Source organism: Delftia sp. WSY_7, assembly GCF_043104845.1.
Lineage (GTDB): Bacteria > Pseudomonadota > Gammaproteobacteria > Burkholderiales > Burkholderiaceae_C > Comamonas > Comamonas tsuruhatensis.
Genome location: NZ_JBICLB010000001.1, coordinates 137,255 through 159,671 on the forward strand (window position 1 = coordinate 137,255; position 22,417 = coordinate 159,671).

The 22,417-nt window shown below is 67.4% G+C and carries 20 protein-coding genes; 2 read left to right on the forward strand and 18 right to left on the reverse strand.

Annotation, left to right across the window (positions count from 1 at the left end; all coding sequences use genetic code 11):
• Nucleotides 1–26: 26 nt before the first annotated feature.
• The 7 genes from ccoG to ACF8ME_RS00740 form a co-directional block, all read right to left on the reverse strand.
• Complete coding sequence (gene ccoG / locus ACF8ME_RS00710; RefSeq protein WP_046239793.1) at nucleotides 27–1,481, reverse strand: cytochrome c oxidase accessory protein CcoG; 1,455 nt, start codon at nucleotides 1,479–1,481, stop codon at nucleotides 27–29.
• 77 nt (nucleotides 1,482–1,558) lie between these two features.
• Complete coding sequence (gene ccoP, locus ACF8ME_RS00715; RefSeq protein WP_016445201.1) at nucleotides 1,559–2,476, reverse strand: cytochrome-c oxidase, cbb3-type subunit III; 918 nt, start codon at nucleotides 2,474–2,476, stop codon at nucleotides 1,559–1,561.
• Between the two features lie 27 nt (nucleotides 2,477–2,503).
• Nucleotides 2,504–2,641, reverse strand: coding sequence for a cbb3-type cytochrome c oxidase subunit 3 (locus ACF8ME_RS00720; RefSeq protein WP_016445200.1), 138 nt, complete (start codon nucleotides 2,639–2,641; stop codon nucleotides 2,504–2,506).
• 11 nt (nucleotides 2,642–2,652) lie between these two features.
• Complete coding sequence (ccoO, locus tag ACF8ME_RS00725) at nucleotides 2,653–3,285, reverse strand: cytochrome-c oxidase, cbb3-type subunit II (protein ID WP_016445199.1); 633 nt, start codon at nucleotides 3,283–3,285, stop codon at nucleotides 2,653–2,655.
• Nucleotides 3,286–3,304: 19 nt separating this feature from the next.
• Nucleotides 3,305–4,741 (reverse strand): cytochrome-c oxidase, cbb3-type subunit I, encoded by a 1,437-nt coding sequence (ccoN, locus tag ACF8ME_RS00730; RefSeq protein ID WP_016445198.1) that lies wholly within the window; start codon nucleotides 4,739–4,741, stop codon nucleotides 3,305–3,307.
• A gap of 63 nt (nucleotides 4,742–4,804) precedes the next feature.
• On the reverse strand, nucleotides 4,805–4,942 hold the full coding sequence (gene ccoS / locus ACF8ME_RS00735) for a cbb3-type cytochrome oxidase assembly protein CcoS (protein WP_013803228.1): 138 nt from the start codon (nucleotides 4,940–4,942) through the stop codon (nucleotides 4,805–4,807).
• A 2-nt stretch (nucleotides 4,943–4,944) separates the two neighbouring features.
• Nucleotides 4,945–7,380 (reverse strand): cation-translocating P-type ATPase, encoded by a 2,436-nt coding sequence (locus ACF8ME_RS00740; protein WP_047327124.1) that lies wholly within the window; start codon nucleotides 7,378–7,380, stop codon nucleotides 4,945–4,947.
• Nucleotides 7,381–7,496: 116 nt separating this feature from the next.
• Here ACF8ME_RS00740 and ACF8ME_RS00745 point away from each other — a divergent pair, with 116 nt between their 5' ends.
• Nucleotides 7,497–7,940: a universal stress protein gene (locus tag ACF8ME_RS00745; protein WP_016445196.1), complete on the forward strand. Its 444-nt coding sequence runs from the start codon at nucleotides 7,497–7,499 to the stop codon at nucleotides 7,938–7,940.
• Nucleotides 7,941–8,048: 108 nt separating this feature from the next.
• On the opposite strand, the gene ACF8ME_RS00750 is transcribed toward ACF8ME_RS00745, so the two are convergent.
• The 4 genes from ACF8ME_RS00750 to ACF8ME_RS00765 all read right to left on the reverse strand — a co-directional run bounded on the left by ACF8ME_RS00750 (nucleotide 8,049) and on the right by ACF8ME_RS00765 (nucleotide 12,897).
• Entirely contained in the window at nucleotides 8,049–9,602 is a 1,554-nt protein-coding gene (locus tag ACF8ME_RS00750) for a malonyl-CoA synthase (protein ID WP_034363058.1), read from the reverse strand.
• Nucleotides 9,603–9,645: 43 nt separating this feature from the next.
• A complete protein-coding gene (locus ACF8ME_RS00755; RefSeq protein WP_047327122.1) occupies nucleotides 9,646–10,833 on the reverse strand; it encodes a CaiB/BaiF CoA-transferase family protein in 1,188 nt (395 codons plus the stop codon).
• A gap of 163 nt (nucleotides 10,834–10,996) precedes the next feature.
• Nucleotides 10,997–11,965 carry a tripartite tricarboxylate transporter substrate binding protein gene (locus ACF8ME_RS00760; RefSeq protein WP_016453082.1) on the reverse strand — a complete coding sequence of 323 codons (969 nt, stop codon included), beginning with the start codon at nucleotides 11,963–11,965 and terminating at the stop codon, nucleotides 10,997–10,999.
• A gap of 182 nt (nucleotides 11,966–12,147) precedes the next feature.
• Complete coding sequence (locus ACF8ME_RS00765; protein ID WP_017405751.1) at nucleotides 12,148–12,897, reverse strand: enoyl-CoA hydratase/isomerase family protein; 750 nt, start codon at nucleotides 12,895–12,897, stop codon at nucleotides 12,148–12,150.
• A 39-nt stretch (nucleotides 12,898–12,936) separates the two neighbouring features.
• Between ACF8ME_RS00765 and ACF8ME_RS00770 the strand changes: the two genes are divergently transcribed.
• Nucleotides 12,937–13,653: a GntR family transcriptional regulator gene (locus tag ACF8ME_RS00770; protein WP_209802920.1), complete on the forward strand. Its 717-nt coding sequence runs from the start codon at nucleotides 12,937–12,939 to the stop codon at nucleotides 13,651–13,653.
• A gap of 12 nt (nucleotides 13,654–13,665) precedes the next feature.
• Here ACF8ME_RS00770 and ACF8ME_RS00775 read toward each other — a convergent pair whose 3' ends face one another.
• The 7 genes from ACF8ME_RS00775 to ACF8ME_RS00805 all read right to left on the reverse strand — a co-directional run bounded on the left by ACF8ME_RS00775 (nucleotide 13,666) and on the right by ACF8ME_RS00805 (nucleotide 22,325).
• A complete protein-coding gene (locus ACF8ME_RS00775) occupies nucleotides 13,666–14,820 on the reverse strand; it encodes an esterase-like activity of phytase family protein (RefSeq protein WP_043789635.1) in 1,155 nt (384 codons plus the stop codon).
• Between the two features lie 116 nt (nucleotides 14,821–14,936).
• Nucleotides 14,937–15,935 carry a tripartite tricarboxylate transporter substrate binding protein gene (locus ACF8ME_RS00780; protein WP_026062480.1) on the reverse strand — a complete coding sequence of 333 codons (999 nt, stop codon included), beginning with the start codon at nucleotides 15,933–15,935 and terminating at the stop codon, nucleotides 14,937–14,939.
• A gap of 96 nt (nucleotides 15,936–16,031) precedes the next feature.
• Entirely contained in the window at nucleotides 16,032–17,477 is a 1,446-nt protein-coding gene (locus tag ACF8ME_RS00785; RefSeq protein ID WP_016445189.1) for a malonyl-CoA decarboxylase, read from the reverse strand.
• Between the two features lie 209 nt (nucleotides 17,478–17,686).
• Complete coding sequence (gene lgt / locus ACF8ME_RS00790) at nucleotides 17,687–18,532, reverse strand: prolipoprotein diacylglyceryl transferase (protein ID WP_223275185.1); 846 nt, start codon at nucleotides 18,530–18,532, stop codon at nucleotides 17,687–17,689.
• A 61-nt stretch (nucleotides 18,533–18,593) separates the two neighbouring features.
• Nucleotides 18,594–19,058, reverse strand: a complete 465-nt coding sequence (locus ACF8ME_RS00795) for a MarR family winged helix-turn-helix transcriptional regulator (protein ID WP_016445187.1) — start codon at nucleotides 19,056–19,058, stop codon at nucleotides 18,594–18,596.
• A 109-nt stretch (nucleotides 19,059–19,167) separates the two neighbouring features.
• The gene (locus ACF8ME_RS00800; protein ID WP_392414913.1) at nucleotides 19,168–20,958 is read right to left on the reverse strand and encodes an acyl-CoA dehydrogenase; all 1,791 of its coding nucleotides are present in this window, start codon (nucleotides 20,956–20,958) and stop codon (nucleotides 19,168–19,170) included.
• Nucleotides 20,955–22,325: an MFS transporter gene (locus ACF8ME_RS00805; protein ID WP_016453086.1), complete on the reverse strand. Its 1,371-nt coding sequence runs from the start codon at nucleotides 22,323–22,325 to the stop codon at nucleotides 20,955–20,957. The genes ACF8ME_RS00800 and ACF8ME_RS00805 overlap by 4 nt, the downstream gene beginning before the upstream one ends.
• Between the last annotated feature and the right edge of the window lie 92 nt (nucleotides 22,326–22,417).

Genomic DNA, 22,417 nt, shown 5'->3' on the forward strand with positions numbered 1-22,417 from the left:
AGCCTGGGCGGTGCCGGCCAGACATATCACCGGGGCACCAGGAAGACGGCCTTTTCGGACGCGCGTCCCGCGCCTGAATGCACGGCATCGATATCGAAGAATACGGTGTGCGAGCCCGGCTCGGCGGAACCGTAGGGAATCTGCAGCCGCGCCGCAATGCCGCGCGTCTCGGCAGGGCCGACCTCGACCTCCTGCTCGGACGCCAACTCCAGCCCGTCGAGGCCATGGGCGCTGATGCGGTAGCGCTGGGCCTGCTCGGTGGCATTCATGATCTGCAGGCGGTAGACATTTTCCAGCTTGCCGCCCGCGACGATGCGCGACAGCGACGCCCGGTCGCGTATCACGTCGACCTTGACCGACTGGCGCAGCGCCAGGCTCACGATCATGGCCATGCTCAGGCCGATCAGCACGGCCGAGTAGACCAGTACGCGCGGACGGAAGATGCGGCGCAGCACCTGGGCCCGCCGCCACATGCCGGCCATGGCGTTCTGCGTGGTCAGCCGGATGAGGCCGCGCGGATACTCCATCTTGTCCATGATGGAATTGCAGGCGTCTATGCACAGACCGCAGCCTATGCATTCGTACTGCAGGCCGTTGCGGATGTCGATGCCCACGGGGCAGACCTGCACGCACATCTTGCAGTCGATGCAGTCGCCCAGGCCCTGGGCCTTGTAGTCCACCTTCTTGGTGCGCGGCGCGCGCGGCTCGCCCCGGCCCGTGTCGTAGCTGACGATCATGGTGTCGCGGTCGAACATGGCGCTCTGAAAGCGCGCATAGGGGCACATGTACTTGCAGACCTGCTCGCGCATGTAGCCGGCGTTGCCATAGGTGGCGAAGCCGTAGAACAGCACCCAGAAGACCTGCCAGCTGCCCTGCAGCGCCAGCAGCTCGCCGCCCAGCTCGCGGATGGGCACGAAGTAGCCCACGAAGGTGAAGCCGGTCCACAGGGCAATGGCAATCCACAGCAACTGCTTGAGCGACTTCTTCCAGAGCTTTTCAAAGGTCCAGCCGTTCTTGTCCAGGCGCATGCGCGCGCTGCGGTCGCCCTCGACCTTGCGCTCCACCCACATGAAGATTTCGGTGTAGACCGTCTGCGGGCAGGAAAAGCCGCACCACAGGCGACCGGCCACGGCCGTGAACAGGAACAGCGCCAGCGCCGAGATGATCAGCAGGCCCGCCAGGTAGATGAAATCCTGCGGGTACAGCACCAGCCCGAACAGGTAAAAGCGCCGCGCACCCAGGTCGAACAGCACCATCTGGCGCTGCCCCCATTCCAGCCAGGGCAGGCCATAGAAAACCAGTTGGGTGAGAAACACCAGAGCCCATCGCCAGCGTGCGAAGACACCGCTGATGGAGCGCGGGTAGACCTTCTTCTCGGACTCGAACATCGACACCAGCTGGCCCGGGTCCGGGTCGGCAGGCGTGATCGGAATGACTTTGCGGGGAGGCTTCCCGGCATCATCCCCGTTCTCGGGCTTCATGGTGGGTTCCTTGATTTTTTGGAATATCTGAAAACTCAAAAGGCAAAAAGGCGGCGCCGCAGCGCCGCCCCCTGTCCTTATTGACGGACTGCGCCGTCTTTGTGCGACATGCCCCAGACATAGGAGGCAAGCACCGCGATCTGCGCCTCGGTCAGCTTGTCCTTCTGGGCAGGCATCTCGTTGTGCTTGCCGTTGTTGATCATGGCCGTGATGGCGGCCTCGCCCCAGCCGTGCAGCCAGATGTCATCGGTCAGGTTGGGCGCGCCCAGGGCCTGGTTGCCCTTGCCGTCCATGCCATGGCAGGCGGCGCAGGCCGTGAACTTGGACTTGCCCAGCGAAGCCTTGAGCGAGTCGTGCGGGCTGCCCGACAGGCTCAGCACATAGTGCGAGAGGTTGCGCACATCATCGGGCGTGCCGACGGCAGCGGCCATAGGCGGCATGATGCCGATGCGGCCCGCCGTGATGGTTTCCCTGATCTTGTCGGGCGTGCCGCCATGCAGCCAGTCGCCATCGGTCAGGTTGGGGAAGCTCTTGCCGCCGCGTGCATCCGAGCCGTGGCACTGCGCGCAGTTGTTCATGAACAGGCGCTCGCCGATGGCCATGGCCTGGGGGTCCTTGGCCATGTCTTCGGTGCTCATGCTCGTGAACTTGGCGTACAGCGGCTCCAGGTCCGCGCGGGCCTTGGCCATCTCGTTTTCATAGGCACCCAGCTGCGTCCAGCCCAGCTTGCCCGCGAACGAGCCCAGGCCCGGATAGGCCGCCAGGTAGGCGAAGCCGAACACCGAGGTGATGATGAACAGCCACATCCACCACTTGGGCATGGGGTTGTTCAGCTCGCGCAGGTCCTCGTCCCAGACGTGGCCCGTGGTGTTGTCGGCCGAGGGGACCACCTTCTTGCGTGCGGTGAGATACAGCAGCAGCAGGCAGCCGATGATGCCGCCCAGCGTGATCGCCGTGACATAGATCGACCAGAAGTTGTTTACGAAATCGCTCATGGGAAGTTCTCGTTCTGGTGGAGGGACTCAGTCTTGCTCGAACGGCAGCTGGGCGGCCTCTTCGAAACGGGCCTGGTTGCGGCGGGCGAACGCCCACCACCAGATACCGATGAAGCAGGCCAGAGAGGCCAGCGTGGCCACGATGCGCATGGTGGTGATGTCCATGTCGCTCTCCTTTACTTGACCGAACGGCCCAGCACCTGCAGGTAGGCGATGACGGCGTCCATTTCCGTCTTGCCCTTGACCTGCTCGGCGGCGCCGCTGATTTCCTCGTCGCTGTAGGGCACGCCCACCTTGCGCAGCGCGCTCATGTGCTGGGCGACCACGGTGTCATCCACCTTGTTCTTCTCCAGCCAGGAGTAGGCAGGCATGTTGGACTCGGGCACCACGTCGCGCGGGTTGTTCAGGTGGATGCGGTGCCATTCGTCGCTGTACTTGCCGCCCACGCGGTGCAGGTCGGGACCCGTGCGCTTGGAACCCCACTGGAAGGGGTGGTCGTAGACGAACTCGCCAGCCACCGAGTAGTGGCCGTAGCGCATGGTCTCGGCGCGGAAGGGGCGGATCATCTGCGAGTGGCAGTTGTAGCAGCCCTCGCGCAGATAGACGTCGCGGCCCATCAGCTGCAGCGGCGTGTAGGGCTTGAGGCCCGCCACCGCTTCCGTGGTCGACTTCTGGAAGAACAGCGGAACGATTTCCACCAGGCCGCCGACGGCGACCACCAGCAGGGTCAGCACGATCAGCAGGAAATTGTTGGTTTCCACCTTCTCGTGGGAAAAGCTCTTGGGAGCGCTATGGTTGTGATCGGACATGAGTAATGCTCCTAGACGCTCAGGCGTGGGCCACGACGGCAGGCACGGCCACCTTCACGGAACGGCCGGAGATCGCGGTCTTCCAGGTGTTCCACAGCATGACCAGCATGCCGCCCAGGTACAGCAGGCCACCGGCCACGCGGATCACGTAGAACGGATAGCTGGCCTTGACGCTTTCGACGAAGGTGTAGGTCAGCGTGCCATCGGGATTGACGGCGCGCCACATCAGGCCCTGCATCACACCGGCGATCCACATCGCGGCGATGTACAGCACGATGCCGATGGTGGCCATCCAGAAGTGCAGTTCGATGGCGCCCACCGAGTGCATCTTGGTCTTGCCGAACAGGCGCGGGATCAGGTAGTACAGCGAGCCCATGGTGATCAGGCCCACCCAGCCGAGGGCGCCCGAGTGAACGTGGCCCACGGTCCAGTCCGTGTAGTGCGACAGCGCGTTGACGGTCTTGATGGACATCATCGGACCCTCGAACGTGGACATGCCGTAGAACGACAGCGACACGATCAGGAAGCGCAGGATGGGGTCGTCGCGCAGCTTGTGCCATGCGCCCGACAGCGTCATCACGCCGTTGATCATGCCGCCCCAGCTGGGAGCCAGCAGGATCAGCGAGAACACCATGCCCACGGACTGCGTCCAGTCGGGCAGCGCGGTGTAGTGCAGGTGGTGAGGACCCGCCCACATGTAGGTGAAGATCAGCGCCCAGAAGTGGACGATGGACAGGCGGTAGCTGTAGACCGGACGGCCAGCCTGCTTGGGAATGAAGTAATACATCATGCCCAGGAAGCCTGCGGTCAGGAAGAAACCCACGGCGTTATGGCCGTACCACCACTGCACCATGGCGTCCTGCACGCCGGCGTAGGCCGAGTAGCTCTTCATCCAGCCGGCCGGAATGGCCGCGCTGTTGACGATGTGCAGCAGCGCCACGGCAATGATGAAGGCGCCGAAGAACCAGTTGGCCACATAGATGTGACGGACCTTGCGGATGCCGATGGTTCCGAAGAACACGATGGCATACGAGACCCAGGTCACGGCGATCAGCAGGTCGATCGGCCACTCCAGCTCGGCGTACTCCTTGCCCTGGGTGTAGCCCAGCGGCAGGCTGATCGCGGCGGCGAGAATGACGATCTGCCAGCCCCAGAAGGTCAGGCTGGCCAGCTTGGGCATGAACAGCCGCGTCTGGCAGGTGCGCTGCACCACGTAGTAGCTGGTTGCGAACAGCGCCGATCCGCCAAAGGCAAAGATCACGGCGTTCGTGTGCAGCGGACGCAGGCGTCCGTAGCTCAGCCATGGAATGCCGAAGTTGAGTTCCGGCCAGGCCAGCTGCGAGGCGATCAACACCCCGACAGCCATGCCCACCACTCCCCAGACGACGGCCATGATAGAGAACTGCCTTACGACGGTATCGTCGTAATAGACAGCGTTGTTATTTGAACTATCCATCGTGCACCCCTTAGATTGCTATCAAAGTGTTACTTTCTTCGCTGTCGGGCGTGTTGACCCACGTCAATCGTCCCGAAGAATGCGTTCGCCCTCTTGTTCCACGCTCTCGAATTGCCCGCGATAGACGGCCCACCACAGGGCCGCGAGGATGGCGAGCACAAGCACCACCGACAGCGGGATCAGTAAATAGAGAATGTCCATAGTCAGAACCTCCCCACCGTTGCGGTGGAGCCCGTCGGCATGGTGACGGACGCTGCGGGCGCAGCAGGCGTGCCCGTGTGATTCGTCAAGGCCAGTGGAAGGCTGCGCGCAAGGCGCGCGGCGTTGAGCACCACCAGCAGCGAACTCAGTGCCATTCCCAGGCCGGCCACCCAGGCAGGCATGAAGCCCGCCAGGGCCAGTGGAATCGACACCGCGTTGTAAGCGGCAGCCCAGGCCATGTTCTGGCGCACCACCTGCAGTGTGCGGCGCGACAACAGACATGCCTGGAGCACCAGTTCCAGGCTGTCGCCCAGAACAACGAAATCTGCGCGCGATTGTGCCAGCGGCACTGCTCTACCAAAAGCAAAAGAGACATGCGCTCCAGCTAAAACTGGGCCGTCGTTGAGGCCGTCGCCCACCATGGCCACATGGTGGCCGGCTGCCTGCGCCTGCTGCAGCCGCTCCAGCTTGTCCTGCGGGCTGCAGCCGCCGTGGGCCTGGGTGATGCCCACGCGCGCCGCCATGGCGCGTGCGGCGTCCTCGCGGTCGCCGGACAGCAGCATCACGGCGATGCCCTGCTTCCCGAGCGCCTGCACGACGGCGGCGGCTTCGGGCCGCACGTCCTCGCTGAGTACAAAGCGCGCCAGCGTATGCCAGCCCTGTTCGGTCTGCTCGGCCAGCAACACGCCCTGCACGGGCTGCTCGCCCGCCACGCCCGCATGCAGGGCCGATCCCAGGCGCAGATGGCGGCGTCCGCCCGGGCCCTGCACCCAGGCGTCCAGGCCCAGGCCTGCCACTTCCTGCATGGTGTCCAGCTTCCAGTGCGTCGCGGCATGGGCGCCGGCCTGCGCGATGGCGCGCGAGGCCGGGTGCATGGACTGGCGCGCCAGCAGCGCCGCCAGCGCCAGCACCTCGTCGGCATCCTCGCCGCGCGCAGGCTCGAACGAGGACAGCGCCAGGCCGTCGCGTGTGAGCGTGCCGGTCTTGTCGAACACCAGGGTGTCCACGGCGGCCAGCGCTTCCAGGCCCTGCAGGTTGCGCACCAGGACGCCGCTGCGCGCCAGCGTGCCGGCGGCCGTGAGCATGGCCACGGGCGTGGCCAGCGACAGCGCGCAGGGGCAGGTGACGATGAGCACGGCCACGGCCACCATCATGGCCTTGCCGGGATCGGTGGGCCACCACCAGATGGCAGCGCCCAGCGCGGCCAGCAGCACCACGACCAGGAAGGGCCGCGCCACCTTGTCGGCCAGCTGGGCCAGGCGCGGCTTTTGCAGCGAGGCGCTTTCCATGAGACCCACGATCTGGGCAAAGCGCGTGTCGGCCCCCACGCCGTCCACGCGCACATCGACCACGGCGTCCAGGTTGTAGCTGCCGGCCGTGACGCTGTCGCCCTCGGCACGCAGCACGGGCGTGGACTCGCCCGTGAGCAGGGCCTCGTCGGCATGGGTGCGGCCGCGCACGATGGTGCCGTCGGCCGGGAAGGCCTCGCCGCTGAGCACGCGCACCAGGTCGCCGGCACGCAGGCGGCGCGTGGCCACGCGCTCGAAGTGGCCGGCCGCGTTCTCGCGCAGCACGGCATCGGGCAGGCGATTCATCACGGCTTCCAGCGCGCCGGCCGTGCGGTCGCGCAGCCGCAGTTCCAGCCAGCGGCCGGACAGCAGGAAGAAGACGAACATGGTCAGCGAGTCGTAGAAGACTTCCTCGCCGAAGGGCCCCGAAGGATCGAAGGTGCCCAGCGAGCTGATCACGAAGGTGATCAGCATGCCCAGCGCCACGGGCAGGTCCATGCTCACGCGGCGCTGGCGTATGTCGCGCAGCGCGCTGGAGAAGAAGGGGCCGCAGCAAAACAGCACCACGGGCAGCGAGATGACCCAGGAGGCCCAGCGCAGCAACGTCTCCATCTCCTGCGACAGGTCGCCGGGGCGGGCCACGTAGGCGGGCCACGCATACATCATCACCTGCATCATGCAAAAGCCGGCCACCAGCCAGCGCCACAGCGCACGGCGGCTTTCGGCCTGGCGGCGCTCGCGCGCAAAGGCATCGCGCGCAGGAAGCGCCTGGTAGCCGGCGCGCCGCACGGCCTCCATCCACTGGGATGGAAGCACCTGCTCGTGGCGCCAGGTGACTCGCGCGCGGCGCGTGGCTGCGCTGACTTCGGCCTTCTCCACCCCGGGCACGGCCCGCAGCGCATCCTCGATGGTCAGCGCGCATGCGGCACAGTGCATGCCCTCCAGAACGACGTGCGAATCCCAGGCAGGGAAATCGGTGGGTTCTTTGGAAGGGTCGGCGGGAGTTGCGGGGCCTGCGGGCCGTCCGAACGAACTCCACTCCTGCGGATCATCCAGCAGCCGGGCCGTGGCCTGCTGCGAGGGCGAGAGACCTGAATCAGGCGCCGCCACCGCCGCCTCGCTGGATGGGGCTGCAATGGTGTGGGGCATGGTTCTTAGCGTAATCGGGGGGCATGATAAGCGTATTGACATTAATCAACCGTTAACTCATGGTTGGGTCTATGCTGACTTCGTCCCACCCATCAGCACACACGAAAGGAGCACGCATGTACAACCGCATCCTGATCGCCACCGACGGTTCCGAGCTTTCCGACAAGGCCGTGGACAGCGGCCTGGGCCTTGCCGCCTTGTGCGGCGCCAGCGTGATCGTCGTCAAGGTGGTCCAGCACTATCCGCGCAGCTACTTCGAAGGCGGCGAAACCGTGGATCTCAAGCAGATCGAACGCATCGAAGGCCAGTGGACGGCCAACGCGCAGACCGTGCTGGATGCCATCCACGCCAAGGGCCAGGCGCTCAAGGTCCACGTGACCACGGAGATCGTCAAGTCCGACCTGGTGGCCGAAAGCGTGATCGACGTGGCCAAGCGCCGCGACTGCGACCTCATCGTCATGGCCTCGCACGGCCGCAAGGGCCTGCAGCGCCTGCTGCTGGGCAGCGAGACGCAGCACGTGCTCACGCACACCCACATTCCCGTGCTGGTACTGCGCTGAAGGGTAGCGGCAGCTTCGGCTTTCGCTGCACAAAAAAAGGCATCGGCGGCGCCGATGCCTTTTGCTTTTTCAATCAGGCCAGGGCGCGACCCGCGCCTTGGCGACCACTCAGGCGAACAACTGCTTGTGCTGGTCGCGCAGGAGATTCTTCTGCACCTTGCCCATGGTGTTGCGCGGCAGCTCCTGCACCACGAAGCAGCGCTTGGGAATCTTGAAATTGGCCAGTTGGCCCTTGAGCGCATCGACCACCGCCTGGGGCTCGAGCGAAGCGCCGGGACGCGGCACCACCACCACCACGCCCACCTCGCCGAAGTCGGGGTGCGGCACGCCGACCAGGGCGCTTTCGGCCACGCCGGGCAGCTCGTTGATGAAGCCTTCGATCTCGGCCGGATAGACGTTGTAGCCGCCCGAGATGATCAGGTCCTTGCTGCGGCCCACGATGCTGACATAGCCCCGCTCGTCGAGCTTGCCCACGTCGCCCGTGCGGAACCAGCCATCGGCCGTGAACTCCTCGGCCGTCTTCTCGGGCATGCGCCAGTAGCCCTTGAACACATTGGGGCCGCGCACCTGGATGTTGCCGATCTCGCCCACGGCCACGGGCTGGCCTGCGTCGTCCACGATGCGCACGCCCACACCGGGCAGCGCAAAGCCCACGGTGCCGGCGCGGCGCTCGGACTGGCCGCCGTTGCGGCCATCGGCACGGTAGGGGTTGGAGGTCAGCATGATGGTCTCGCTCATGCCGTAGCGCTCCAGGATGACGTGGCCGGTGCGCTCCTGCCAGTCGCGGTGCGTCTCCACCAGCATGGGTGCCGAGCCCGAGATGAACAGCCGCATGTGGGCCGCCGCCTCGCGCGTGAGCCGCGCATCGGCCAGCATGCGCACGTAGAGCGTGGGCACGCCCATGAAGACGGTGGCATCACGCATGCGCGAGATCACCGTGCCGGGTTCGAACCTGGCCAGCCAGATCATGGGACTGCCGTTGAGCAGCGCGCCATGGATGGCCACGAACAGGCCATGCACATGGAAGATGGGCAGCGCGTGGATGAGCACGTCGCCGTCCTGCCAGCCCCAGTAGTCCTTGAGCGTCTCGGCGTTGGACAGCATGTTGCCGTGCGTGAGCATCGCCCCCTTGCTGCGGCCCGTGGTGCCGCTGGTGTAGAGGATGGCGGCCAGGTCGTCCTCGCCGCGCTCCACCACCTCATGCTCGTCGCCATGGTGGGCGGCGCGCTCCAGCAGCGTGCCGCTGCGGTCGTCGCCCAGGGTGTAGACATGGGCCACGCCCGAGGTGAAGGCGATCTTGGACACCCAGCCGAAATTGGCCGGAGTGCAGACCACGACGGCGGGCTCGGCATTGCCCACGAAGTACTCGATCTCGGCGGCCTGGTAGGCGGTGTTCAGCGGCAGAAAGACATGGCCGCTGCGCAGCGTGGCCAGGTAGAGCATCAGCGCTTCCACCGATTTGTCCACCTGCACGGCGATGCGGCTGGCGGGCGGCAGCTGCAGCGACTGCAGCAGGTTGGCCATGCGCGCGCTGCCACGGTCCAGGTCGGCCCAGCTGTAGAACAGGCTGGCGCCGTCAGCGCCTATGGCCTCTACGGCCCACTTTTGCAGATCCTGGGGAAAGGCGGCGCGCAAGGCAGCGAACAGATTGCGGTTGGTCATGGCTGTGAAGAAGAAGGAAGAATCCGCTGGGGACCGGGAAATCTCAGGCACGTTCATGGATTGGCGAAGGCGGCGCCACGGACAGCTCGCGCAGGATGCGCTCGCGGTCCGCGTCCAGCGCGGGCGGCTGCCTGCGCACCAGGGGCTGGCCGAGCGAGGCCTGCAAGGGATTGCCCGCCACGCGCAGCGTCTGGCCGCTGGGGGTCTGCACCTGGGCCAGCATGCCGCGCTCGCGCACCTGGGGGTGCTCGACGATGTCGGCCACGCTGTTGTACTCCCCCGCCGGGATGCCATTATCAGTGAGCAACCCCAGCCAATGCGCCCTGGGACTGTCCCGCAGGCGCGCCTGCAGCGCGGCCTTGAGCTCGGCCTGGTGCTCGCAGCGCAGGGCATTGCCGGCAAAGCGCGCGTCCTGTGCCAGTTCGGGCAATTGCAGCAGGCCGCAGAGCTTGCGAAACAGCGCATCGCTGCCCACGGCGATGACGAACCAGCCGTCCTGCGCCGCGAACACATCGAAGGGCGCCATGGAGGGATGCCGCGTGCCGATAGGCCCCGGCACGCTGCCCAGCGCGCCCAGGCGGGCCACGGGGTTCTCCAGCAAGGCCACCTGGCAGTCGAGCATGGAGACATCGACGCGCTCGCCCTGCCCCGTGCGCGAGCGGCGCATCAAGGCCGCCTGTGTGCCGATGACCGCGTACAGGCCCGCGCCCAGGTCGCCGATGGACACGCCCACGCGGCAGGGCCCGGCGTCCGGGTGGCCGGTCACGCTCATCATGCCGCTCATGGCCTGCACCACCATGTCGTAGGCGGGAAAGCCGCTGTAGGGCCCCGTCTGGCCAAAGCCCGAGACCGAGGTCATCACCAGCCGGGGATGGCGTGCATGCAGGGTCTCCCAGCCATAGCCGAGCTTGTCCATGGTGCCGGGGCGAAAGTTCTCGACCAGCACATCGGCGCCTTGCAGCAGGCGCTCGAAGACCTCGCGGTCCTGAGGCTGCTTGAGGTCCAGCGCAATCGACTCCTTGTTGCGATTGACCGAGAGGAAATAGGCCGAGCCCCCGTCCACGAACGGTCCGATGCCGCGCGCATCGTCGCCCGTGCCGGGCTGCTCCACCTTGATCACGCGCGCGCCCAGGTCGGCCAGCATCTGCGTGCACATGGGACCGGCCAGCACGCGCGTGAGGTCGATGACGGTAAGGCCTTGCAGCGGCAGGCCCGTGGCTTGTTCATTCATAGGGATTTCCATATCGTTATCTATTGCTTGATGCGACACCCACAACCCGTGGGACCGGCGGGGCCCAAGACCAGGACACCGAGGAAGGGCCGCTCCCGCACCGAGGGTGTCGTCGCCCCCGCGAAGCGAGAGGGGGAAGGCACGTGGCGCCTCAGGGGGGGTCTCACTGCAGCCCGGCGCCGGAACGCTGGGTCAGGGCCTTGGACTCCTGCCCTTCCTTCAGGGCCCAGGCACGGAATTCCTCTAGGGATGCCGAGGGCGCGGCCAGATTGCCCTGCTTGGCCAGCCTGGCCTTCACATCGGGGTCTTCCAGCGCCTTGGTGCTGGCATCGAACAGCTTCTTCGCCACGTCCTCGGGCAGACCCGCCGGGGCGAACAGGCCGAACCAGAACGTGTAGTCAAAGCCCGGCACGCCGGACTCCTTCATGCCCGGCAGATCGGGGAACAGCGGCGAGCGTTCGGCCGTGCTCACGGCCAGCATGCGCAGCTTGCCCGCCTGGGCCAGCGGCAGCACGGAGGGCGGCGTGCCGAAGGTCAGGTCCACATCGCCAGCGGCCACGGCCTGTATCGATGGCGCCCCGCCCTTGAACGGCACATGCAGCATGCGCAGGCCGCCGCTGGCGCCCGCGAACGACAGCGTGGCCAGGTGCGTGATCACGCCTGCGCCCGAGGAGGAATAGCTGAGCTTGTCGGGCTGGCTGCGCGCCAGCGCCACCAGATCGCCCACGCTCTGGCCCGGAAAATCCTTGCGCACGGCCAGCAGCATGGGGGCCGAACTCCAGCGCGTGATGCCCGTGAAATTGCGCGCGCCCTCATAGCGAGCGCTCTTGTAGAGCAGCTGGTCTGAGCCATAGATGTTGGCGCTGCCCAGCAGCAGCGTGTAGCCGTCGGGCGCTGCACGCGCCACATGCTCGGAGGCCAGCGTGGTGCCGGCGCCCGGGCGGTTGTCCACCAGCAGGGGCTGGCCCAGGATCTTGCCGACCTTGTCGGCCACGATGCGCGCCACCGCGTCGGCGCCGCCGCCGGGAGGAAATCCCACGACCAGCGTGACGGGCCGGGCGGGATAGGACTGGGCCATCGCGCCACCGGCCAATCCGGCCAGCAGCAACGACAGTGCAAAACGCTTGAACATGGCTTGTCTCCTCTTTATTGATACCCCCTGAGTCGCTGCGCGCCTTCCCCCAAAGGGGGACGACACCCTCGGTGCGGGAGCGGTCCTTCCTCGGTGTCCCCGAGTTGGGCCGCGCCGGTTCCGTGGGCTGTGGGCGGTAGGCAGCACCACGGGCAATCTGCGTGTATGCGGGAGGATGCGGTTCAGCGCCCCTTGAACTCCGGGCTGCGTTTCTCGCGCCAGGCCCGGCCGCCTTCCTGCAGGTCTTCGGAGGCGATGCTGCGCTGCACCTCGCGCGTGATCTCGGCCACGTCATGGCGGCCGCGCGCGATCAGGTTCAGGTGCTTTTTCATGCCGAACAAAGGGATGGGCGCCATGGCGGCCAGCGTGCCGGTGAGCTGGGCCACGGCCGCGTCGAAGGCGGCGGGTTCGGCCAGATGGGTGAGGAATCCGCAGGCCTTCATCTCCGGGGCCTGGATGCGCTCGCAGGTCAGGAACAGCCGCTTGGCCGTGTCCAGGCCCAGGCGCGAGACATAGCGCTCCAGCCCGCCCGCGTAGAAATGCAGGCCCAGGCGCGCGGCCGGCATGAACATTTCGGCCGCCGTGCTGCCCACGCGAAAGTCGCAGGCCAGGGCCATGTCGGTGGCACCGCCGTAGACGCCGCCGTGGATGGCGGCCACGGTCACGGCGCGGCATTGCTCGATGGCGTCCACCATCTCGCCGAAGCTGCTGCCCTCGGTCTGGCTGCCTTGGATCTCTGATATATCATATCCACTGCAAAAGTACTTGCCCTCGCTGCGCAGCACCACCACGCGCACATCGTCGCGGCGGTTGATAAGCTCCACATGCGCGACCAGCGTGCCCAGGTCTTCGGGGGCCAGCTTGTTGGCCGCTTCGGGGCGCTGCAGCGTGATGGTGGCCAGGTGATCCTGGATGTCGAGTCTGGGTGTCATATGTATCAGTCAGTCAATCAGATATATTTGAATTAGAAAATGCTTCCAGCCAAGCAGCCATTGGAGAAAACCCCGGCCACGTCCAGCCTGCAGGAGCGTATACGGCAATCGCTGGAAGACGAGCTGCGCTCAGGCGCCATGCAGCCCGGCGATGCCATCGACGAGCCGGCCCTGTGCGAGCGCTTCGGCGCCTCGCGCACGCCCGTGCGCGAGGCGCTGCTGCTGCTGGTGGCCAAGGGGCTGGTGGAGATCGTTCCGCGCTCGGGCATCTATGTGCGGCGCCTGGATGCGCGCGAGCTGGTGGCCATGATGGAAGGCCTGGCCGAGCTGGAAGGCGTGCTGGCCCGGCTGGCCGCCACGCGCATCCATGCGCAGCTGCGCGAGCGGCTGCAGGCGGCGCTGGCGCACACCGCCGCCTGCGCCCAGGCGCAGGATGCCCAAGGCTATGTGCAGGCCAACATGCAGTTGCACGAACTGATATACGAGGCCAGCGGCAACGACTTCATCGTGGAACAGACCCGGCTGCTGCGGCTGCGCATCACGCCCTACCGGGGCCGGATGTTCGAGAAGCCGGGCCGCCTGGCGCGCTCGCAGCAGGAGCACGTGGCCGTGGTGTCTGCGATCTGCGCGGGCCAGGCGGAGGTGGCCGCCGAGGCCATGCGCCAGCACATCTGCGCAGGCGGCAGCGCCTTCACCGACATGGTGCTGGGCGCGCCCGCGCAGGTGGGGTACGAGCGCCCGCGCAAGTCAAGGTAGCCCGAAGAGGGCTCAGGGCCGCACTTCGAAGGCCAGGAACTGCGTGACCTGGTTGTCCGCGAAGTTGTTGTCGGCCACCAGCACCAGGGTGCGGTTGCCGTTGGCCAGGCGCGGGCCCCAGGAGATGCCTTCGATGTTGTCCAGCTTGACGCCCTGGTAGGTCACGGGCATCTCCAGCAGCAGCTCGCGCTTCATGGGCTTGTAGCTGGCGCCCACCAGGCTCTTGAAGCTGCGCACATCGGTGGTGTCCGGCTCGATGGTGGCGCGCGTCAGGCGGATGGTGTTGCCTACGCCGTCGGCAAAGGCGCGCTCGATGGCGATGAACTCGTGGTTGGAGACCGCCAGCAGCTCGGGCAGGCCGTTGTCCGGCGGAAAGCTGCCGCTGGCGGCCTTGTCCAGCGGAATCTTCGGCAGCTGGTAGACGTACTGCGCGCCGGACTTGCCCGTGGCCGGATCGAGCTTGAGGACGCGGACCACGCTGCCCGCCGCCAGCGTGGTGAGGGGGCCGTCTTCCACCAGCGCATCCTCGTTGGCCGTGAACACGCTGCCGTCGGGCGTGACGGCCAGGGCCTCGAACAGCTTGTTGTTGCGCCCTCCGCTGGTGGTGTTGTCCACGTAGTTGAAGGCCGCAGGCGTCTCGAAGTCGCGCACGAAGCTGCCGTCCACCCTGATCTCGCGCACGAAGGGCTGGAACAGGCTGGCGGGGTCGGTGCTGAAGTTGCCCTCGCTGGACACGTAGAGGTTGCCGTTGGGCGCCACGCGGATGCCTTCGGGGTCCACGGTGCGGCGCGTGCCGGGCAGGGGCTGGCCGTCGCGGCCCTTGAGCGTGACCATCTTGCGGATGGTCACGGCCTGGATGGCCTTGTCATCGAACTGAATGCCCAGGTTGTAGAAGCGCGGCGTGCCGCGCTCGCCGCCGCGCTCATCGGAGATGGCCCAGTAGCTGCCATCGGGCGCGCGGTCCAGGCCGGAGATGCCGCCGAACTCCACGCCGTCGAACAGTGTCTTGGTCTTGATGCTGTAGTCGCCGATCAGCCGCAGCGAGCCGATGGTCTCGGGGCCGTCGTCGCTGCCGCCGCAGCCTGCCAGGCCCGTGGCCGTGCCGAAAGCCAGGACCAGCGCGAGCAGCACGGATGCGGGCGAGCGGACCTTGTCTGCCTTGTTCATATTCCCTCCCAGGATGGATCTCAGAAGGGATGGACCGTAGCCAAGGCCCGTGACAGGGTGGTGACATGCACGCGCATGCCGCCGCCCTGCCCCCGCCCTGACCGGCCCCTCGTCCGCTACTCCAGCTTGGCGCCCGAGGCCTTGACCACCTGGGCCCAGCGCGCGATCTCGCCATGCACCATGGCCGCGAACTGCTGCTGGTTCATGCCGCCGTAGTCGGCGCCGTTGCGCGCCCAGATGGACTTGATCTCTTCGGCCGAGCCTATGCGCTGCACCTGGTCGATGACCTGGGCCTGCACCGCCTGCGGCGTGCCCTTGGGCGCCCACAGGCCGTACCAGGTGGTGACCGTGTAGTCGGGCAGGCCGGACTCGGCCGCGCAGGGCACGTCGGGGAAGGCGGGGTTGCGCTTGTCGCCCGAGACCATCAGCGCACGGATGCGTCCGCTCTTGATGTGCTGGGCCGAGGAGCCCAGGCCGTCGAACATCATGTCCACATTGCCGGCGATCAGGTCCTGCAGCGCCGGGCCTGCGCCCCGATAGGGAATGTGGGTGATGAAGGTATTGGTCTGCAGCTTGAACAGCTCTCCGGCCAGATGGTGCGATGTGCCCGCGCCCGCCGAGGCGTAGTTGAGCTTGCCCGGCCGCTTGCGCAGGTCGGCCAGCAGCTCCTGCACGGTCTTGCCCGGCACGTTGCGCGGGTTGACCACCAGCACCTGGGGCACGCTGGCCAGCAGGGCCAGCGCGACGAAGTCGCGCTCCAGGTCATAGTCCAGGCGGGGGTACATGGACGGCGCAATCACATGGTGGGTGCCGCCCATGAAGAAGTTGTAGCCGTCCGGCGCCAGCTTGGCCGCGTAGCTGGCGCCCAGGGTGCCGCCTGCGCCGCCGCGGTTGTCGATCACCAGGGTCTTGCCCGCGCTCTTGGCGAACTGGGCCGAGAACGGGCGGGCAAAGGCATCGGTGCCGCCGCCGGCCGGAAACGGCACGACCAGGTTCACGGGTTTGGACGGCCAGTCCGTCGCGGCGCGGGCTGCCATGGGCAGGGCCAGCGCGGCCATCGAGGCCCCGGCCGCGCGCAACACCGCGCGCCGCCCCGTGGGGTGGGAAGCTTGCATGACTTGTCTCCTTGTCGCCTCTTTGAGGCTGTCTTCGTTGTCAGGCGCAGCAATCCCTGTGCAAGAAAAGGGGCACGGCCTGCGCCGCGCCCCTTTTCATTTGCACAGGGCTTCGATGTCCGAGGACACCGGTATGCGGCCCTGCGCCAGCAGGCCGCGATGCTTGTCCAGGCGCTTGAGGTCGTAGAGATAGTTGACCATCAGGCCCAGCGACTGCTTGAGCCCCTTGGCCGACAGGTCGGCCGCCCAGTTGAGCCGCTCCACGCGCGCGCCGTTGCCCAGGTGAAAGCGCGCCACCGGGTCCAGCGGCCGGCCCTTGGCCGTCTCGCGCCCAAGATAGTGGGCAGCGCAGAACAGCAGGGCGCGGCGCACGGGCGCGTCGGGCTTGAGATCCTGCGGCGCATCCAGCGCCGCCAGCAGGTGCTCGGCCCCCATGCCGCCGGCCTTGAGCTCGAAGGCCTTGCGCTGGCGCTCGTCCATCTTCTCCAGGATGGCGTCGCCGTGCTTGGCGATCCAGGCGCGCAGGCCCGGAATGGGCGACAGCGTGGCGAAATGGCGCAGCCGGGGGAATTCGCCCGTCAGCGTCTCCACCACATGCTTGATCAGCGAGTCGCCGAAGCTCACGCCACGCAGGCCGGTCTGGGTGTTGCTGATGGAGTAGAAGATGGCCGTGGTGGCGCGGCCCAGGTCGGAGGCTGCGGCGGTCTCGTCCAGCAGTGGGGCAATGCTGTCGGACATCTTGTCCACCAGCGCCACCTCCACGAAGATCAGCGGCACGGTGGGCATGCGGGGGTGAAAGAAGCCGTAGCAGCGGCGGTCGCTGTCGAGGCGGTTCTTGAGATCGGCCCAGCTGCGGATGTCGTGCACGGCCTCGTACTGGATGAGCTTTTCGATCAGCGAGGCCGGCGAGTCCCAGCTCAGGCGGCGCAGCTCCAGCAGGGCCACGTCGAACCAGGTGGAAAACAGATGCTCCAGCTCGGCATCCAGCGCGGAAAAGCGCTGCTGCTCCGCCTTGGGCAGTGCCAGCAGTTCGGCACGCAGGTCCACCAGAAAGCCCATGCCGCCCTGGGGCTGGGCAAACCGCTGCAGCAGCCGCGTGCGCGGCGACATCAGCGCGCGGCGCAGATCCATCTCGGCATGGCCGCGCTCGGCGTCGCTGGTGGCCGTGTCATAGCGCTTGCGTGCGGTCATCAAGGCGTCGGTGTCGGGGCCGAACTGCTCGACGATCAGCGCCCAGAAATCCTGGCGCGCCGGCAGTTCGGCCTGGGCATACCAGTCCATCAGCTGCTGCGCGTGGCGGCCGCCCTCGACATCGCTGAGCGCTGCGTCGGCGGCAGCCTGCAGGTCTTCCATGAGCTTGCGCAACTCGCGCGGGGACAGCACTTCCTGGCCTCGGCGCAGGGTGGCCTGCAGGCGCTGGGCCGTGCCGCGCGGCGCGGGAGCCTTGGCTGCATCGCCTTCGGCCTTTTTTGCAGGCGCAGCGGCCTCGGTGCTGCGAAAGCGGGACACATTGCGGGCAATCCAGTCGGTAGCCAGACCCATTCAGACACTCCTCCATATCAAGCGGTCACGGGACTGTCATGCCGCCAACGGGCCAATGACAATCCCTTGCTGCTCACATTATGGGAGTCTGTACGCCAGCGCGTGTACGCCGATGTCGCGTTCTTGTCTTCGGGCAATCCCCAGCACGCGCGCGCCACGCCAAAAAGAAAGCGGGCCCAGGGCCCGCTTCGCATTGTGTCCAGCCAGGTTCAGGCCGGCTTGCCCGCATGGGCCGGATAGGCCGGACGCCCCGCCGCCCAGAGCCACATGGCAATGCCGCCGATCACCATGGGCACGCACAGCCACTGGCCCATGCTCATTCCCAGCGACAGCAGGCCCAGGAAGTCGTCAGGCTCGCGGAAGTACTCGGCAATGAAGCGGAAGGCACCATAGCCGGTCAGGAAGACCGCCGCCACCTGGCCCGGCTTGTGCTCCTTGCGTGCATACAGCCACAGCAGCACGAACAGCAGCAGGCCCTCGAGCAGGAACTGGTAGACCTGCGAAGGATGGCGCGGCAGCATGGAGCCGCTTTGCGGGAAGACCATGGCCCAGGGCAGCTCGGGACTGGCAAAGCGGCCCCACAGTTCGCCATTGATGAAGTTGCCGACACGGCCCGCCGCCAGGCCCGTGGGCACGCAGGGCGCGACGAAGTCGGCCACCTCCAGCCACGAGCGTGCGCGCGAGCGCGCGAACCAGACCATGGAGCCGATGACGCCGATCAGCCCGCCATGAAAGCTCATGCCGCCCTGCCAGACGTAGAAGATTTCCAGCGGATGGCTGAGGTAGTAGCCGGGCTTGTAGAACAGGCAATAGCCGAGCCGCCCGCCGACGACCACGCCGAGCACGCCCAGGAAAAGAATGTCTTCCACGTCCTTGCGCGTCCAGGCGCGGTCGCCCTGCATGCGCACGAAGGGCGGGTGGCGCAGCCTGCGCGTTCCCAGCCAGAGGAAGAGGCCGAAGGCGGCCAGATAGGTCAGGCCGTACCAGTGCACGGCGAGGGGCCCGATCTGCAGGGCCACGGGATCGATCTGCGGGTACATCAGCATGGTCGGCATTGTGCCGCAGCGCCGCATGGCCGGCGCCGGCCAGGGGTTGGAAAGATGGCGTCCCGCCCGCTCAGCCTTGCGGGCCTTCCTGGATGGCCGTGAGCTTGTCCAGGGCAGACAGCAGATGGCGCTGCTCGGTGGCGGTGAGCAATTGCTCCAGTTCGTCTTCCAGCTGCACCACCACGCCTTCGGCCCGCGCCTGCAGTGCGCTGCCGTCGTCCGTCAGGTGCAGCTGCTGCAGCCGGCGGTCGCGCGGATCGGGCTGGCGCCCGATGAGGCCGCGCTGCACCAGGCGCTCGACCACGGGCACCAGGTTGGAGGGCGAGATGTCCAGCGCCTCGCCCAGCTGGCGCAGGTAGATGCCCGGGTTGGCGTGGATGAGCACCAGGATGGAGAACTCGCTGGGCTTGAGGTCCAGTTCGGCCACGCGCCGCGCAAACAGCTTGTGGATGTGGATTTCCGCGCGCGTGAGGCGGTAGCCCAGAAAGCGCTGCAGGCGCGACTGGTCGACGGCGGGTTCGAAGGAGCTGTCCATGGACACGGATCCGGAAGAGGAAGAAGGCGCAACGAGGCAAGGCCGCACCGGCGCCCGCGGTTCTGCAGGGCCGGTGCGGCGTTCCATCATAAAAGCCCCGGCAGCCCGCTCAAGCCACGGCGGCTGGCAGCGGCGTACGGGCAGCGGCCTCGGTACGGCGCAGCCAGTGCTCCGCATCCAGCAGGCCATGCGCAAGGAACCAGGCCGCGCTGTCCGCCTTGGAGCGGCGCAGCGCCGGATCGGCCAGCGGCAGGCTGACGCGCGCCGCGCGTGCCCAGGCAAAGGCCATGCACAGCGTGCCGACCAGTCGCAAGTAGTCCTCGGCACAACGCGCCAGCAATTGCCTGTCGCCGGCAGCGCCGGTACACAGCTCGCCCGTCAGCGCTTGCATGCGCTCGGCCCAGCTGCGCAGCGCGCCTGCAAAGCCGGTCTCCATGCCCGCGGCGTCGCAGGCATCGGCCTCTTCACGCAGCACCTTCAGCAGCGGCGCCAGCGCGGCACCGCCGCTGGAGGCCACCTTGCGCTGCAGCAGGTCCAGCGCCTGGATCTGGTTCGTGCCTTCGTAGATCATGGCGATGCGGGCATCGCGCAGCGTCTGCTCGATACGGTACTCGTGCACATAGCCGTAGCCGCCGAAGACCTGCAGCGCCTCGCTGGCCAGCGCAAAGCCCCGCTCGGTGAAGAAGGACTTGACCACGGGCGTGAGCAGCGAGGCCAGCGCATGGGCCTGGGCGCGCTCCTCGGCATCCGGCGCCTGTTCGGCCAGGTCCAGCTGGTGCGCCACCCAGCCTGCAATGGCGCGCATGCCTTCGGTCCAGACGCGCAGGTCGGCCAGCATGCGCTGCACGGCCGGCTGCAGGGCGATGGGGTCGGCGGGGCCCTGCGCATCGGCAGGCCGGGGCTGGGCGCGCATCTGGCGTCGCTCGGCCGCATAGGCGCGCGCCAGCTGCCAGGCCATCTCGGCATGGCCCAGGCCCTGCAGGCCCACGTGCAGGCGGGCCGAGTTCATCATCACGAACATGGCAGCCAGGCCCTGGTGGGGCTGGCCCACCAGCCAGGCCTGCGCGCCCTCGAAGCGCATGGCGCAGGTGGCGCTGCCCTTGATGCCCATCTTCTTTTCGATGCCGTCGCAGTAGATGGCGTTGGGCAGAAAGCTGCCGTCGTCCCGGGGAATGCCGCGCGGCGCCAGGAACAGCGACAGGCCGCGCGTTCCCTCAGGCGCATCGGGCAGGCGCGCCAGCACCAGGTGGACGATGTTCTCGCTCATGTCCTGGTCGCCGCCCGAGATGAAGATCTTGCTGCCGTCCAGGCTGTAGCTGCCATCGCTCCGGGGCCTGGCCTGGCTGCGCAGCAGGCCCAGGTCGGAGCCGGCCTGGGGCTCGGTCAGGCACATGGTGGCCAGCCAGCGGCCGCTGACGATGTGGGGCAGGTAGGTGGCGCGCAGGTGCTCGTCGCCATGCGCGTGCAGGCAGGCATAGGCGCCGTGCAGGATGCCCGGATACATGGTCCAGCCATGGTTGGCCGAGGCCAGCATTTCGTGCAGCGCGGCGTCCAGCAGCTGGGGCAGGCCCTGGCCGCCAGCGTCGGGGGCGCAGGCCAGTGCGGGCCAGCCTGCCTCCACGAAGGCTGCATAGGCGGCGGGAAAGCCGTCGGGCGTGCGCACCCTGCCCTCTTGCAAGCGGCAGCCCTGCAGGTCGGCCGGGCCGTTGAGCGGGGCCAGCACGTCGGCGCAAAAGCGCCCGGCCGCCTCGACCACCATGTCGGCCGTCTCCTGGTCCAGGGCTTCGTGGGCCGGCATGCGGCGCCAGTCGCCCTCGGCGCCCAGCCAGTGCTGCTGGACGAAGCGGATGTCCTGCAGCGGCGGCTGGTAGTGGGAGCAATGTGATGCCTGCGCGCTCATGCCCGGCCCTCCGTGGCCGCGACCAGGCGGCGGTAGGGACCGATGGCGCTGGCCAGGCACAGCACGGACAGCAGCGCGGCCAGTGCGGACACCAGGCCCAGCGACAGGCCCACGAGCTTTTCGTCATGGAAGACGAAGTCCGTGAAAAAGGCCACGAGGAAGGGACCGAGGCCCAGCCCGATCAGGTTGATCAGCAGCAGGTAGATGGAAGTCACCTGGCCGCGCAGCTGGTTGGGCGTGACCGCCTGCAGGATCGGCGGCGCCAGCGCCACCGGCATGCCCAGGAAGAAGGTGGTGGCCGCCACGGCCACCAGGGCCACCGTGGGCGTGGGCGCAAAGGCCAGCACCAGGCCGGTGATGACGAGCACGCCGGTGGCCACCAGCGAGATGACGATCGACCCCACCTGCTTGCCGCGCGCCGTGAGGTAGTCGGCCAGGAAGCCGCTGAGCAGCATGCCGCCAATGCCGAAGGTCAGGATGATGACGCCGTAGGCCGGGCCGATCTCGCCGGGCGTCCAGCCCCACTGGCGGATGAAGGTGGCCGGCAGCCAGGCCGTGACGCCGAAGGTGATCATGGCCGTGATGCCCGGCGCCAGCAGCAGCGGAAGGAAGGCGCGCTTGTTGCGCAACACATGGGACAGGTCGGGCGCCGGTCCCGCGGGCGCGGCCACTTTGGCGGACGCGGCCCGGGCCTGCAGGCCACGGCGCACCGGCTCGCGCACGGTGTACATCAGCGCCACCAGCGGAATGCCGGGCAGGGCCACGAAGATGAAGGCCGCCTGCCAGGGCTTGAAGCTGCCCAGCAGCGGGAACACCACCTCGCCGGCCTGGCTGGTGGCCTGGATGACCAGGCCGCCCACGATGAAGGCCGTGGCCGAGCCGATGTACACGCCCGAGGTGTAGATGCTCATGGCGCGTGCGCGGCGCTCGGGCGGGAAGTAGTCGGCCAGCATGGAATAGGCCGCCGGCGACAGTGCCGCCTCACCCACGCCCACGAACATGCGCGCCACGAACAGCGAGACAAAGCCCGTGACATAGCCACCGGCCGCCGTGGCCACCACCCAGATCGCCATGCCGATGACGATGAGGTTGCGGCGGTTCCAGCGGTCGGCCAGGCGCCCCAGGAAGATGCCGACGAAGGTGTAGAAGATGGCGAAGGCAAAGCCGTGGACGATGCTGAACACCCAGTCCGACAGCTGCAGATCCTTCTTGATGGGCTGCACCAGCAGGCCCAGGATCTGCCGGTCCACGAAGGACAGGGTGTAGGCCAGCAGCAGGATGATGGTGACGTAGTAGGCATAGCCGAGTCCGTTCGACTCGGCCGGCGCGGGCGTGGACACGCGGCCCGGCGGGTAAGGCAGGCTCATGGAGACCTCCTGTGGAGGAAGGGAAAGCGGAAAAAAGAAAGCGGGAAAGCGAGACAGGGCTGCGCATGAAAAGGGCCGGCGCGCCGCGCCAG

Excerpts from the sequence above, each read along its gene's own strand:
- ccoG (WP_046239793.1), bottom strand. The coding sequence starts at position 1,481 with ATGAAGCCCGAGAACGGGGATGATGCCGGGAAGCCTCCCCGCAAAGTC.
- ccoP (WP_016445201.1), bottom strand. The coding sequence starts at position 2,476 with ATGAGCGATTTCGTAAACAACTTCTGGTCGATCTATGTCACGGCGATC.
- ACF8ME_RS00720 (WP_016445200.1), bottom strand. The coding sequence starts at position 2,641 with ATGGACATCACCACCATGCGCATCGTGGCCACGCTGGCCTCTCTGGCC.
- ccoO (WP_016445199.1), bottom strand. The coding sequence starts at position 3,285 with ATGTCCGATCACAACCATAGCGCTCCCAAGAGCTTTTCCCACGAGAAG.
- ccoN (WP_016445198.1), bottom strand. The coding sequence starts at position 4,741 with ATGGATAGTTCAAATAACAACGCTGTCTATTACGACGATACCGTCGTA.
- ccoS (WP_013803228.1), bottom strand. The coding sequence starts at position 4,942 with ATGGACATTCTCTATTTACTGATCCCGCTGTCGGTGGTGCTTGTGCTC.
- ACF8ME_RS00740 (WP_047327124.1), bottom strand. The coding sequence starts at position 7,380 with ATGCCCCACACCATTGCAGCCCCATCCAGCGAGGCGGCGGTGGCGGCG.
- ACF8ME_RS00745 (WP_016445196.1), top strand. The coding sequence starts at position 7,497 with ATGTACAACCGCATCCTGATCGCCACCGACGGTTCCGAGCTTTCCGAC.
- ACF8ME_RS00750 (WP_034363058.1), bottom strand. The coding sequence starts at position 9,602 with ATGACCAACCGCAATCTGTTCGCTGCCTTGCGCGCCGCCTTTCCCCAG.
- ACF8ME_RS00755 (WP_047327122.1), bottom strand. The coding sequence starts at position 10,833 with ATGAATGAACAAGCCACGGGCCTGCCGCTGCAAGGCCTTACCGTCATC.
- ACF8ME_RS00760 (WP_016453082.1), bottom strand. The coding sequence starts at position 11,965 with ATGTTCAAGCGTTTTGCACTGTCGTTGCTGCTGGCCGGATTGGCCGGT.
- ACF8ME_RS00765 (WP_017405751.1), bottom strand. The coding sequence starts at position 12,897 with ATGACACCCAGACTCGACATCCAGGATCACCTGGCCACCATCACGCTG.
- ACF8ME_RS00770 (WP_209802920.1), top strand. The coding sequence starts at position 12,937 with ATGCTTCCAGCCAAGCAGCCATTGGAGAAAACCCCGGCCACGTCCAGC.
- ACF8ME_RS00775 (WP_043789635.1), bottom strand. The coding sequence starts at position 14,820 with ATGAACAAGGCAGACAAGGTCCGCTCGCCCGCATCCGTGCTGCTCGCG.
- ACF8ME_RS00780 (WP_026062480.1), bottom strand. The coding sequence starts at position 15,935 with ATGCAAGCTTCCCACCCCACGGGGCGGCGCGCGGTGTTGCGCGCGGCC.
- ACF8ME_RS00785 (WP_016445189.1), bottom strand. The coding sequence starts at position 17,477 with ATGGGTCTGGCTACCGACTGGATTGCCCGCAATGTGTCCCGCTTTCGC.
- lgt (WP_223275185.1), bottom strand. The coding sequence starts at position 18,532 with ATGCCGACCATGCTGATGTACCCGCAGATCGATCCCGTGGCCCTGCAG.
- ACF8ME_RS00795 (WP_016445187.1), bottom strand. The coding sequence starts at position 19,058 with ATGGACAGCTCCTTCGAACCCGCCGTCGACCAGTCGCGCCTGCAGCGC.
- ACF8ME_RS00800 (WP_392414913.1), bottom strand. The coding sequence starts at position 20,958 with ATGAGCGCGCAGGCATCACATTGCTCCCACTACCAGCCGCCGCTGCAG.
- ACF8ME_RS00805 (WP_016453086.1), bottom strand. The coding sequence starts at position 22,325 with ATGAGCCTGCCTTACCCGCCGGGCCGCGTGTCCACGCCCGCGCCGGCC.